This window comes from Actinacidiphila cocklensis (assembly GCF_907177275.1).
Lineage (GTDB): Bacteria > Actinomycetota > Actinomycetes > Streptomycetales > Streptomycetaceae > Actinacidiphila > Actinacidiphila cocklensis.
In genome coordinates this window covers 1-12,784 of the sequence record NZ_CAJSLV010000091.1, presented here as the reverse complement: position 1 = coordinate 12,784, position 12,784 = coordinate 1, and the positions used below count along the sequence as shown (strand labels likewise).

Below are 12,784 nucleotides of genomic sequence, written 5' to 3'. Positions count from 1 at the left end.
CCTCGGGGGCGCGATCACCTCGGCCTGTCCGATACGTCCTCATGACGCGGGGTTGCCGGTGCTGCCCGCGGCGAGCGGGGTGACGGTGAAGAGGTGGTCGCAGTCGGTGACGCTTCCCACGAAGTCCAGCGACGCGGTGTTGCCCGGCGGGTAGATCCGCAGCTTCACCGACGCGGGCAGGCAGCTGCCCTGCTGGTTGACGGTGTGGATGGTGTCGCTGGCCGACCCGCCCGGCCGCAGCACCACCGGCGCGTAGGACATCGGCTGGCGGTCCGCCGGCGCCCCGATCTGCTTGCCCGCGGCGTCCAGCATCGAAAGCCCCGGGTAGCCGGTGAGATGGCAGGCCGTGCCGCTGTGGTTGGTGAGGACCAGATAGCGGAAGAGGCTGCCCGCTCCCGCGTCGCCGCCGCCCAGCGCCGCGGTCAGCTGCGAGGTGGTGCACATCGGGGTCGTCCCTGAGGTCCCTGAGGTTGCGGAGGCGCCGGTCCTGGTCGGGGTCGGGCCGGCCGTGGTGGTGGCGGTCGTCCCGCCCCGCGTGCCGGTGCTGTGCCGGGCGGCAGGCCTGCTCGGGGAGGGCGTCGGAGCCGTCCCGCGGGTCGGCGTGGGCGTCGAAGGGGCCGCGCTCGTCCGCGAGTTGCTGGCCGGCGGGCTCACCACCCGGTCCGAGCCGGGCGAGGTCATCGCGCCCACCAGGTAGACGGAACCGGTCAGCACCACGGCCGCCGCCAGGGCGCCGCCGGCCGCCCTCGCCCGCCGCCGCCGCGCCGCACGCCGCCGGATCTGCGCGAACGCCCCGGGCGGCGCGTCCAGATACCCGGGCGGCTGCCGCAGCAGCGGCTCCACCGGGCCGGCGCGGTCGCCGTCGCCGTCGGGTCCGCCCCCCTGGTGGTCAGGAAATCCGGTCATGGTGTCCCTTGAGTCGGGCGCGGAGCAGTTCGCGTGCCGCGTGCAGGTCGGCCTTCACGGTTCCCTCGTTCCGGCCAAGCAGCGCGGCCACCTCACGGACCGGCAGGTCGGCGTAGTAGTACAGCAGGACGGGGTTGCGCAGCCGCTCGGGCAGCGACTGCACCAGCAGGCGTACGGACGGGTCGGCCGCCTCCGCCTGACCGCGTACGGACTGCTCGGTGGTCACCCGGCGCAGTGCGCGCCGCTCGCGCTCCATTCTGCGCCAGTGGTCGCGGACCAGGTTGGCCGCGGTCACGTAGAGGAAGCCGTTGGGCTCCTCGACCGCGGTCCAGCGCGCCCACAGCCGGGTGAACGCCTCGGCGGCGATCTCGTGCGCCGTCCCGTCGTCGTCCACCAGCCGCCGGCACCAGCCCGCGAGCCGCGGGTAGACCGCCTCGAACAGCTCGGAGGCAGCGCGCTCTTCTCGCCGGATGACCGCTCTCCTCACTCGTGTCGCCGAAGTGCTGGCCGCCGCCGGCCAGCCGTTCACGAGCCGCCGACCAGCGAGGCGTAGACGATCACGTTGTCCGGATAGCCGCCGCCGTCCGAGATCCGCGTGCCGCCGCAGGTGATGAGACGCAGCGCGGGGTGGTCGACGTTCCCGTACACCTCCTCCGTCGGGAACCGCGACTTCGCGACGGTCTGCACCCTGTCGACGGCGAAGGTCGCGGTGCTGCCGTCCGCCCGGGTGACGGCCACCCGGTCGCCCGGCCGCATCCGGTCCAGGTGGCGGAAGACGCCGTCGCCGTACGCCCCGACGGTGACGTGCCCGAGCAGCACTGAGGGGCCGGTCTCGCCGGGCGTCGGCGAGCCGTCGTACCACCCGGCGGGCGAATGCGCCTTGATCGGCGGTACGCGTACGGTGCCGTCCGCCGCCAGGCCGAGGGCCATGACGCCGGTGTCCACCCCGATGCCGGGAATCCGCAGCCGCTGCGGCGCCGACTTCGCCATCGCCCTGGCGGGTCGCGTGGTGGTGGCGGTCGGCGTCGCAGCTGCGGCACGCGTGGTCGTGCCCGGGCTCGTGCCGGGGCGCGTCGGGGCAGGCCCCGCGTCTCCGCTGCCGGTGGCGGCGGTGTTGCATCCGGCGAGCAGCGCGGCCGCAACCGCCGCTGCCGCCGCTGCGCGGGAGGCCCGCGCGCGCAACGACGTCGGCGCGGGTTCGGGAGTCGGGGGCAAGGCGGTCAGCCCCTGGTACGGCGGCGGCGGTTGGCGGCGGCGGCCAGGGCGAGTCCGCCCAGGAGGACGCCGCCGGCAGCCGCACCGACCGGCAGGGCCGAGGAGTGGCCGCCGCCGGTGGCGGCGAGCCCCGTGTCGGGCGCCCCCGACGGCACCGTCGGAACCTGGCGGCCGGAGGTCGACGTGGACGTCGGGGTCGGGGCCGGCGGCTCCACCGGGTCACTGCCGCCCCGCCCGGCGGCCATCGGCGTCACCGTGAAGAGGTGGTCGCAGTTCGTGACGGCTCCGGTGATGACCATCGCCGCGGTGTTCCCCGGCGGGTAGATCCGCACCTTCGCCGAGGCGGGCAGGCACGTCCCCATGTGGTTGGCCGTGTGGATCGTGTCGCTCGCCGACGCCCCCGGCCGCAGCACGACGGGCGCGTAGCGGCTGGGCTGGCGGTCGGCCGGCGCCCCGATCTGCTTGCCCGCGGCGTCCAGCAGCGACACCCCCGGGTAGCCGGTGAGGTGGCAGGTCGTGGAGCTGTGGTTGGTGAGGACCAGGTACCGGTACAGGTTGCCCGCGCCCGCGTCCCCGCCGTCGAGCGCCCCCGTCAGCTGGGAGGTCGTGCACATCGGGGTGCCGGCCGCCCGGCCCACCGGGGCCGAGGCCGCCGCGGGGACGGCCCCCGCGACCGCCACCGCCAGTACCGCTGCCGCACTCGCGGCCAGTGAAGTGCTGCGCATGTCCCGTCCCTCGTTTCTCCGGCGGCCCGCCGCACCCTGGAGCGGGCGCGGACCCGGGCCGTTCCGGGAGTCGCGAGCAGAGACGACACAGCATCGGCCCGGGTTGTAAAGACTTCGCCAAGTCCGCCGCGGCAAAGCGGAGTCCGCCGTTCCGCCCCCGTAACCGTCGCTCTGACCAGCCGACTTCATGAATGGGCCGGACCTTCACTACGATCCTGCGATGATCATGAGAAGACTCGTGGCCACAGGAATGGCCGGTGGCCTGCTGGCCACCCTCGCCTGCGGGCTGCTGCCCGCGAGCGCCGCCGCGGACGAACCCGTGGCGCAACCCTCACCGAAGGTCGAACTCGTCCTCGACGTCAGCGGCTCCATGCGGGCCAAGGACATCGACGGGCAGAGCCGGATGTCGGCCGCCAAGCAGGCCTTCGACGACGTCCTGGACTCGACGCCGCCGAACGTCAACCTCGGCATACGCACCCTCGGTGCGGACTACCCGGGCAACGACCGCAAGACCGGCTGCAAGGACACCAGGCAGCTCTACCCGGTCGGCCCGCTCAACCGCACCGAGGCCAAGACCGCCGTGGCCACGCTCGCCCCCACCGGCTGGACCCCGATCGGCCCGGCCCTGCTCGCGGCGGCCGAGGACCTCAAGGCCGGAGGCGACGGCACCGCCCGGATGGTGCTGATCACCGACGGCCAGGACACCTGCAACGCCAACCCCTGCGACGTCGCGCGCGACATCGCCGCCCAGGGCATCCACCTGGTCATCGACACGCTCGGCCTGATCCCCAACTCCACCACCCGCAACCAGCTCAGCTGCATCGCCGAGGCAACCGGCGGCACCTACACCACCGTGCAGCACCGGGCGCAGCTCACCACCAAGGTCAAGCAGCTGGTCAACCGCAGCACCGACCCGGTGGCGACCCCGGTGGCCACCCAGGGCGCCGCGAACTGCGCCGACGCGCCGGTGCTCAAGGCGGGGCTGTACTCCGACCGGGAGACCTTCTCCGAGAACCGCTGGTACCGCATCGACGTACGCCCCGGCCAGGAGCTGCGGGCGTCGGTGAGCATCAGCGACGACCGGGCGGTCAACGCCGGCTACGGCGTCCTGCTGCGCGGCGTCACCCTGCACGGCCGCGAGATCGTCCGCGACGACGAGGGCGGCACCGGGCGCACCGACCAGGTGTCGGCCGGCATCCGCTACCCCAAGCCGAAGGCCGACTCCGACACGCCCGCCGAGACCGTGTGCCTCCAGGTCGGCAACTCCTTCTCCGCGCCGGCCTCCGTCAAGACCACCCCCGGGCTGCCGGTCGAGCTGTCCATCGACCTGGTGCACAGCCCCGACCAGCCCTCCGACGTGGCCTTCTACGGCCTCGGGCGCGGCTGGTGGCTGCTCGGACTGCTGGCCGTCACCGGCGCGGTGGCCGGTCTGCTGACCGGCTGGGCCGCCCGCTGGCGGATGAACTCGGGGAGGACCTCCTGATGCGCACCGCACGACGTCTGGCCGCGGCGGGACTGCTCGCCGCGACCGCGCTCACCGTACTGACCGGCACGGCCACGGCCGACGACACCCCGAGCGCCACGCCCAGCGCGACCGCGACCGCGGGGAACGACGGCCCGCCCACCGAGGCGGGCACCAACTTCCTCACCGCCGCGGTGATCAAGCAGGGCGAGGAGGCCACCGCCACCGCCTCCGCGGGCGACTACCTCTACTGGGTGGTGCCCGCTGACACCGGCCAGAACGTCACGGTGAAGGCCACCGTGACCTTCGGCTCCGGCACCGGGACCGCGGCCGCGCACGGCGCCTCGACCTGGCAGCTGGACGTCTACGACGGGCTGCGCCGCCGCCAGCCGTGCCGCTACGGCGCCCAGACGCGTACGGTCGCGGCCGACGCGGCGACCGTGGAACTGGCCTGCACCCTGCGCCCGGTGCGCGCCTGGGCCGACACCTGGTCCAACGACCCGCTGCGCGGCGCCTACTACCTGCGGCTCACCGCGCTGAACGTGCCGGAGTCCGACCTCGGCCAGCCGGTGCGCGCCTCGATCAAGGCGACGTCGCACGGCACCGCGGGCCGCAACGCGGTCGACGGCTCCGTGGCCCCCGTGGTCTCCGCCAACGCCCCCGACGTCGCACCCGGCGACGGCTGGGCCGGCACCTGGTGGTCACCGCGCTGGCTGTGGACCGGCGGCGGCGGCCTGCTGGCCGTCTTCGCCGCCCTCGGCGCCCACCGGCTGGCCCGCGGCCCGCTCCGGCCGCCGGCCCGGCCGCGTCCGCCGCACCCGGACGCGCCCTACCAGCCGCGCGAGCCCTCGCGGTACCCGGGCTGACCGCTCCGGCCGGGCGCGGCACCCACCGCGCCCGGCCGGCGGCACCCGCTGTGCGGGTCTACTCGTCCCGCTCGAAGTCCGCCTCCCAGACCTCCCTGTCCAGCGCCCGCTGCGCGGCGAAGTACAGGTCGTGCACGAAGCTCTGCGCCTGCTCGGCGGGCAGCGTGGGCGCCTCGCCCAGCAGCCGCTGCGTCCACTCGGCGATGTGCGCCTCGGGGGCCTGCCGGGTCTGCTCGGCCGCTGTCGCGGCCACCTCCTGGCGGTCGGTTTCCGTGCGCTGCTGGAGTTCGTCCTCGTCGGGGCGTTCCGGCATGCCGCGGCTGTGACCGGTGTCGGGGTCGCCCTCGACGGCCGTGTTCGACTTGTGATGGTGTGCCATGGCTGCTCCTCTCGATCACCGGCGCCGTCGCCGCGGACCGTGCGCCGTGCCGTGCGGCAGCAGCTACCCCTGGCCCGCCGACCCGCCGGTGTGGAGGGTGCCTCCCGGGGAAGGAGGGTTACTTCTCACTCAAACGCCTCGGTCGCCTGGCCGCAAGCGGGGCGTGCAACGATGAGGGCATGCCGACGCCGCAGCCCGTGCTCAGCCCGCTGACCACCGCTTCCCTCTTCCTCGTCCTCACCGTCGACCGGGGCGGCGAGTCCGCCGTCAGGGAGCTGCTCGGCGACCTCGCCGGGCTGCAGCGGGCGGTCGGCTTCGGGCATCCCGCCGGGGAGCTGAGCGTCGTGGCCGCGGTCGGCTCCGACGCCTGGGACCGGCTGGTACCGGGACCGCGGCCCGCGGAGCTGCACCCCTTCAAGGAGCTGCGCGGAAGCCGGCACACCGCCCCCGCGACCCCCGGCGACCTGCTCTTCCACATCCGCGCCACCCGGCAGGACCTCTGCTTCTCGCTGGCCACCGAGATCATGGCCCGGCTGCGCGGCTCGGTCGGCGTCGCCGACGAGGTGCAGGGCTTCGCGTACCTGGACCAGCGCGACCTGCTCGGCTTCGTCGACGGCACCGAGAACCCGGTCGGCCCGGAGGCCGCCGACGCGGTACTGGTCGGCGCCGAGGACGCGGAGCAGGCGGGCGGCTCCTACGTCATCGTGCAGAAGTACCTGCACGACCTCGACGCCTGGAACGGGCTCACGGTGGAGCAGCAGGAGCAGATCATCGGCCGCCGCAAGCTCAGCAACGTCGAGACCGGCACCCCCGGCTCGCACGTCGACCTCAACACGATCACCGACCCGGACGGCACCGAGCGGAAGATCCTCCGCGACAACATGCCCTTCGGCAGCCCCGGCAGCGGCGAGTTCGGCACCTACTTCATCGGCTACGCGCGCACCCCCGCGGTGACCGAGGAGATGCTGCGGCACATGTTCCTCGGCGACGGCGCCGCCGAGCACGACCGCATCCTCGACTTCTCCACCCCGGTCACCGGCACCCTCTTCTTCGCGCCCGCAGCCGACGTCCTCGACTCACTGGCCGACTGAGCCCGCCGAGGCGGCGGCCGTCAGGGCCGCGGCCAGCTCTGCCGCGTCCGGCGGGTTCGCGCCCGCCCTGGACACCGTCAGTGCCGCGGCGGTGCCCGCCCGGCGCAGCATCGAGGCGAGCGCGGGGCCGTCGAGGCCCGCCGCGAGGCCGGGCCGGGCGGCGGCACCGGTCAGGCCGAGGTCGGCCAGCGTGTCGAGCGCGGCGGACATGAAGGCGTCTCCTGCCCCCACCGTGTCGGCGACCTCGACCCGCACCGGCGCCGCCGTGACCTGCCCGGCAGGGGTGAAGGCCAGGGCGCCGTCCGCCCCGAGCGTCACGAAGACGACGGCCGGGCCGAGCCCGAGCCAGCGCCGCGCCACCTCACCGGCCGGCTCGCCCGGATACAGCCACGCCAGGTCCTCGTCGCTGGCCTTGACGACATCGCTCAGCGCCACGCACCGCTCCACCCGCGCCGCCGCCCCGGCCCGTTCGCCCAGCAGCGCCGGGCGCACGTTCGGGTCGTAGCTGACCGTCGCCGACCCCCGCAGCCGGGCCGCCACCTCCAGCGCGGCGGCCGCACCGGGCGGCTGCACCGCACCGATCGACCCGAGGTGCACATGCCGTACGCCCGCGGGGACGTCCACCGGCCGCAGCGTCCAGCCGATGTCGAAGTCGTACGAGGCGGCGCCGCGACCGTCCAGCGTCACCACCGCGGTCGGGGTGGCCACGCCCTGCTGCCCGTCCGCCAGCAACTCCACCCCGGCGGAGGCCAGATGCCCGCGGATCAGCCGTCCCGCCTCGTCCTGCCCGAGCTGGGTGAGCAGCGTGACGGGACGCCCGAGGCGGGCCAGCCCGTAGGCGACGTTCGCGGAACTGCCGCCGGGGTGCGCGACGTCGGGCCTGCCCGGGGTGCGGACGATGTCGGCGACGCTCTCGCCGATGGTCAGGAAGTCGGTCATCCGGCCATCCTGCCGTGTCCGGCGCCCCGGCCCGCGACGGGGCCGCCGGGTACCGGACCGGTCACAGCGTCTGGCGGCGGACCAGCGCGTGGAAGGGGCCGGTGGTGTCGGCCAGCAGGTCCGCGGGCGTGCCCTGCTGGACGATCCGGCCCGCCGCCATCACCACCACCCGGTCGGCGTCCAGCACGGTCGACAGGCGGTGCGCGACCACGATCCTGGTGGCCCGCAGGGCGCGGGTGCTGTCGATCACCGTGCGCTGGGTGGCGTTGTCCAGCGCGCTGGTGGCCTCGTCGAGGAAGAGGATCCGCGGGCGGCGGATCAGCGCCTGCGCGATCATGAGCCGTTGCCGCTGCCCGCCGGACACCGCGGCGCCGCCGTCCGGCAGCACGGTGTGCATGCCCATCGGCATCGCCTTGATGTCCTCGGCGAGCCCGGCCATCGCGGCGGCCTGCCACGCCTCCTCCAGCGAGTACGTGCCGGCGCCGCGGATGCAGTCCAGGATCGAGCCGCTGAAGGGCTGCGCGTGCTGCAGGACCACCCCGCACTGCCGGCGCACCGCCGCGAGGTCGAGCGCGGCCAGGTCCTGGCCGTCGTAGCGGACGCTGCCGGACACGGGGGCGTCGAACCCGATCAGCATCCGCAGCAGCGTCGACTTGCCGCAGCCGCTCGGCCCGACGACGGCCACGAACTCGCCCGGCGCCACCCGCAGCGACACCTCGTCCAGCACCAGCGGCCCCTCGCCCGGGTAGCGGTACGACACCGCCACCGCCTCGATCGCGCCGGACAGTTCACCGGGCTGCGTGCTGCCGTCCGGCACCTCGGGCGCCGTGTCGAGCACCGGCCGCAGCTGCTCGACCATCGGCACCACGGAGACGGCGGACAGCAGCGCGCCGGTGAGCTGCCCGGCGGAGGAGAGCATCATCGTGGCGGCCGAGTTGAAGGTCAGGAAGCCGGCCGCGGACAGGCTGCCGCGGGCCGGGCCGGCCAGCAGCGCGAACATCGCGAGGCTGCACAGCGGCAGGTAGACCGCGTTGACGACGGTCGCCACATTCCCGATCCGGCCCGCCCTGCGCTGCAGTTCGCGGCTGCGGGCGAAGTCCGCGGCCCACGCGGCGTACGCGAAGCTCTCCGCCGCCGCCACCCGCAGCTTCGGCAGTCCCCTGAGGGTCTGGAAGGCCTGGTTGTTGAGCCGGTTGCCGAGCTCCACCAGCTGCCGCTGCCACCGCAGTTGGGCCAGCCCGACGGCCAGCAGCACCGCACCCACCACCGCCAGCATGCCGAGCGCGGCCAGCGCCAGCGGGACGCTGTAGCACAGCAGCAGCACCAGGTTGACCGCCGCGACCGTACCCGACTGGACCGCCACCGACGTGGTGCCGGACAGCACCCGGCGGATCGCGCTGACCCCCATCGCGGCGCTCGCCAGCTCGCCGGTGGAGCGGTGCGCGAAGAAGCCGGTGGGCAGCCGCAGCAGCCGGTCCCACACGGCCGGTTGCAGCGAGGCCTCGATCCGCCCTTCGAGCCGCAGCACCGCGATGTTCTGCACCAGCATGAAGGCGGCGGACACCACGCTGGCCGCCGCCACCGCGAGCGCGGCCTGCACGATCAGGCCGTTCTCGCCCTGCGGGACGTAACTGCCCAGGACGCGCCCGGTGGCCAGCGGCACCAGCGCGCCGAGGCCGACCGCGACCAGGCTGCCGGCCAGCAGCCGGCCGAGGTCGGCCGCGGTGCCGCGCAGCCCGAAGCGCAGCAGCCCTCGGGTGGAGACCGCCTTCGCCGGCAGCGGGCGGTAGAACATCACCGCCTGCGGGGCGAAGCCGGCCGCGTTCGCCGGGCCGACCCGGGTCGTACGGCCGCTCGCCGGGTCCACCGCGCGGTAGCCGCCGCGGCGCCACAGCAGCGCGACCGGTGCGCCGGACGCCGCGGTGCGGCCGACCAGCGGCCCTGCGTCCGTACGCCACCAGCGCCCGCCGAGCCCGACCTCGCGGGTCCTGAAGCCGGAGGCGACCGCGATGCGGTCCACCAGGCCGAGCCGGCTGCCCGGCGCGGCTCCTGCCGGCTCGGTGACCGTGATGCCGGCGGCCGCCGCCACCAGCCGGCACACCGCGAGCGTCGCGTCGCCCGCGCCGCCGGCGTCCTGGCCCGGCCGGTCGAGGGCGGCCAGCAGCAACCGGTCGGCCCGCGCGCCCGCCGCCTCGCCGGCCCGCGTCCCGGCGGCCGCCCGCTCCTCGTGGGCGTGCTCGACCTGTTCGATCCAGCGGCCGAGCGCGAGCAGCAGCCGCGACTGCTGCCTGACCATCCGCTGCCACATCGCACCGTCGACCAGCAGCTGGCCGACCGACTCGCCGCCGTACCCCGCGCCGTCCCGCACGCTGCCCGGCTCGACCGGCACCCACTCGATGTCGTCCTGCGCGGACGCGGAGCCGGTCGCGGGGCGCCCGTCCACCCTGGCCTCGAACATCAGCCGCAGCCCGCGCCCGACACCGAGTGCGAAGGCCTCCTCCAGCGCGCTCAGCCGCGGGCCGGCGTACGGCTCGGCGTATGCCTGCGGGTACGGGTCGGCGAACAGCTCGCGCAGCGCGATCCGCCGCAGCCCGCACCCCGGCAGCGGCCGCCCGACCAGGGTGTGGTGCGGTCCCGGCGGCGGACCGAGCACCGCGGTGCCGGCCTCCAAGCGCCCCAGGAAGTGCCACCGGCCCTGCCCGTCGGCCCCGACGGCGAAGAGGTCCACCGCCCCCGACGTCACCAGCCACAGCCCATCGGGCCCGGCGAGCGCGAGACTGCGCAGCCCCTCGCAGTCGACCGCCGCCCCGAAGCCGCCCAGGACCGCGGCGACCGGGTCGGCGAATGCGTCCGGGGCGAGCCCGGGGTGCGGGCCTTCGCCGTCCTGCGGCACGAGACCGGCCGGCGGGCCTTCGCCCGGCGGGGGCGGCACGCCGTCGTACGGCGGGTACGTCCCGGGGCCGAGGCCCTGGGCTGCGGGCGGGTGCGTCATCTCAGTGCTCCCTGACCAGGTCCGCATAGGCGCCGCCGGCCGCCACCAGGGTCTCGTGGCGGCCGCGTTCGACGATCACGCCGCGGTCGAGGACCACGATCTCGTCGCTGTCGCGCACGGTGCTCAACCGGTGCGCCACGACCACCCGGGCGCACCCGCGGCGGCGCAGGTTGTCGATGATCAGCCGCTCGGTCTCGGCGTCCAGCGCGCTGGTGACCTCGTCGAGCACCAGCACCGCGGGATCGCGGACCAGCGCCCGGGCGATCTCCAGCCGCTGCCGCTGCCCTCCGGAGAAGTTGCGGCCGTCCTGCTCCACCCGGCAGTGGATGCCGCCGGGGCGCCGGCCGACCACGTCGAGTACGGCCGCGTCCGCGAGCGCCGCGGTCACCGCCGCGTCGGTCAGGGAGGGGTCCCACAGCGCCACGTTGTCGCGGACGGTGCCCTCGAAGAGGAAGACGTCCTGGTCCACGAAGGCCACCGACGCGGACAGCACGCTGCGCGGCAGCTCCGCCAGCGCCCGCCCGTCGATGCGTACCGTGCCCCGCGACGGCTCGTACAGCCCGGACACCAGCCGGGCCACCGTCGACTTGCCGCTGCCGGAGCCGCCGACCAGCGCCACCTGGCGGCCAGGCCCCACCGACAGCGAGAAGCCGGTGAGCAGCGGCGGGTCGAGCGGGCTGTAGCCGAAGTCGACGTCGTCGAGGTCGACATGACCGGCCGCCCGGTGGCCGCCGCGCGTCTCGGCCGCGGCCCTGGCGGGGGAGTGGACCGGGTCGACGGGGAAGTTCTCCACGTCCCTGAGCCGTGCGACGTCCGCGGCGAAGTCCTGCGCCCGCCCGGCGACCGCGCTCAGCCGGGTCACCGGTGCGGTGAAGCTGGTCACCAGCGCCTGGAAGGCGACCAGCAGGCCCACCGAGATGCCGCCCGCTACCGCCCGCCGCCCGCCGACCAGCAGGATCAGTGCGCTGTTGAGCGCGGCGAGCGCGGGGGCGACGACCGCGAGCGCCGCGCCCGGCACGCCGAGCCGCTGCCGGCCGTCCAGGGTCGCCGCGTGCTGCCCCGCCCAGCGGCGGAAGTAGCCGTCCTCGCCGCCGGTGGCCTTCATCGTCTCGATCAACTGCAGTCCGCTGTAGGCGGTGTTGGTCAACCGGGCGGTGTCGGCCCGCAGTTTGCGGGTGCCGGTGGCGCGCAGCCGCACCACGACCCGCATCGCCGCCACGTTGAGCAGCGCGATCAGCACGCCCAGCACCGTCAGCTGCCGGTCGTAGGTCCACAGCAGCGCCGCGTAGAGCAGCACCACCACCGCGTCCACACCGGCCGCCGCCAGGTCCCTGGCCAGGGTCTCGGCGACCGTGTCGTTGGACTGCAGGCGCTGCACCAGGTCGGCGGGGCTGCGCTGGGCGAAGAAGCGCACCGGCAGCCGCAGCAGGTGCCGCATGAAGCGCGCGCTGCCCAGCGTGGCGGACACCACCCGCCCGTGCAGCAGGTTCGCCTGCTGCACCCAGGTCAGCACCGCGGTGAGCGCCACCACGACGGCCATGGCCGTCAGCAGCGTGCCCAGCAGCGCGGAACTGCCGCCGAGCAGGAAGCCGTCGATGTACGTACGGCTCAGCGCGGGCGCCGCCGCGCCCACCACGACCAGCAGCAGGCTGGCCAGCACCGCCGCCGCCATGGTGGCGCCGGTGCCGCGCAGCCGGGCCGGCAGCCCGCGCACGATCCCCGGCCTGCGGCCCGCCGGCACGAAGCCGTCGCCCGGCTCGAAGGTGAGCACCACGCCGGTGAAGCCCGCGTCGAACTCCGCCGGGGTCACGAAACGCCGGCCGCGCGCCGGGTCGTTGAGGTGCACCCCGCGCCGCCCGAGGTGCCGCCCTGTGCCCTCGTAGACGACGTAGTGGTTGAACTCCCAGAACAGCACGGCAGGCGGCGGCAGCTCGGCCAGCGCGGCCGGCTCCATCTGCATGCCCTTGGCCTGCAGGCCGTAGGTGCGCGCGGCCTTGAGCAGGTTGCCGGCCCGCGACCCGTCGCGGGACACCCCGCAGGCCACCCGCAGCTCCTCCAGCGGGACGTGCCGCCCGTGGTGGCCGAGCACCATGGCGAGGGCGGCGGCGCCGCACTCCACCGCCTCCATCTGGAGCACGCCCGGCGTCCGTACCCGGCGCACCCGGCGGCCGGTGCGCGCGGCCCGCCCGGGGCGGTGCCGGCCCGCGGC

At 75.3% G+C, this 12,784-nt stretch carries 11 protein-coding genes; 3 read left to right on the top strand and 8 right to left on the bottom strand.

Features of this window, described 5'->3' with window-relative positions; genetic code table 11:
* Positions 1-39 precede the first annotated feature (39 nt).
* From NFU81_RS32215 to NFU81_RS32200, 4 genes are read right to left on the bottom strand one after another with little or no spacing between them, the layout of a single operon-like run.
* Complete coding sequence (locus tag NFU81_RS32215) at positions 40-906, bottom strand: DUF4232 domain-containing protein (protein ID WP_251498044.1); 867 nt, start codon at positions 904-906, stop codon at positions 40-42.
* Positions 890-1,393, bottom strand: coding sequence for an RNA polymerase sigma factor (locus NFU81_RS32210; protein ID WP_251498042.1), 504 nt, complete (start codon positions 1,391-1,393; stop codon positions 890-892). Before NFU81_RS32210 ends, NFU81_RS32215 begins: the two co-directional genes overlap by 17 nt.
* A 38-nt stretch (positions 1,394-1,431) precedes the next feature.
* On the bottom strand, positions 1,432-2,121 hold the full coding sequence (locus NFU81_RS32205) for a class F sortase (protein WP_251498040.1): 690 nt from the start codon (positions 2,119-2,121) through the stop codon (positions 1,432-1,434).
* Positions 2,122-2,126: 5 nt separating this feature from the next.
* Positions 2,127-2,846 (bottom strand): DUF4232 domain-containing protein, encoded by a 720-nt coding sequence (locus tag NFU81_RS32200; protein ID WP_251498037.1) that lies wholly within the window; start codon positions 2,844-2,846, stop codon positions 2,127-2,129.
* 220 nt (positions 2,847-3,066) lie between these two features.
* Here NFU81_RS32200 and NFU81_RS32195 point away from each other — a divergent pair, with 220 nt between their 5' ends.
* Positions 3,067-4,329: a VWA domain-containing protein gene (locus NFU81_RS32195; RefSeq protein ID WP_251498035.1), complete on the top strand. Its 1,263-nt coding sequence runs from the start codon at positions 3,067-3,069 to the stop codon at positions 4,327-4,329.
* Complete coding sequence (locus tag NFU81_RS32190) at positions 4,329-5,174, top strand: hypothetical protein (protein WP_251498032.1); 846 nt, start codon at positions 4,329-4,331, stop codon at positions 5,172-5,174. Before NFU81_RS32195 ends, NFU81_RS32190 begins: the two co-directional genes overlap by 1 nt.
* A 58-nt stretch (positions 5,175-5,232) precedes the next feature.
* On the opposite strand, the gene NFU81_RS32185 is transcribed toward NFU81_RS32190, so the two are convergent.
* Positions 5,233-5,553: a hypothetical protein gene (locus tag NFU81_RS32185; RefSeq protein ID WP_251498121.1), complete on the bottom strand. Its 321-nt coding sequence runs from the start codon at positions 5,551-5,553 to the stop codon at positions 5,233-5,235.
* A gap of 179 nt (positions 5,554-5,732) precedes the next feature.
* On the opposite strand from NFU81_RS32185, the gene NFU81_RS32180 reads away from it, so the two are divergent.
* Positions 5,733-6,644 carry a Dyp-type peroxidase gene (locus tag NFU81_RS32180; RefSeq protein ID WP_251498030.1) on the top strand — a complete coding sequence of 304 codons (912 nt, stop codon included), beginning with the start codon at positions 5,733-5,735 and terminating at the stop codon, positions 6,642-6,644.
* On the opposite strand, the gene NFU81_RS32175 is transcribed toward NFU81_RS32180, so the two are convergent.
* The 3 genes from NFU81_RS32175 to NFU81_RS32165 form a co-directional block, all read right to left on the bottom strand.
* Positions 6,630-7,583, bottom strand: coding sequence for a carbohydrate kinase family protein (locus NFU81_RS32175; RefSeq protein ID WP_251498027.1), 954 nt, complete (start codon positions 7,581-7,583; stop codon positions 6,630-6,632). The genes NFU81_RS32180 and NFU81_RS32175 overlap by 15 nt on opposite strands.
* Positions 7,584-7,644: 61 nt before the next feature.
* The gene (locus NFU81_RS32170; protein ID WP_251498025.1) at positions 7,645-10,575 is read right to left on the bottom strand and encodes an NHLP bacteriocin export ABC transporter permease/ATPase subunit; all 2,931 of its coding nucleotides are present in this window, start codon (positions 10,573-10,575) and stop codon (positions 7,645-7,647) included.
* A 1-nt stretch (position 10,576) separates the two neighbouring features.
* Positions 10,577-12,784, bottom strand: a 2,208-nt coding sequence (locus NFU81_RS32165) for an NHLP family bacteriocin export ABC transporter peptidase/permease/ATPase subunit (protein ID WP_422665344.1), incomplete at its 5' end; no start/stop codon positions are given.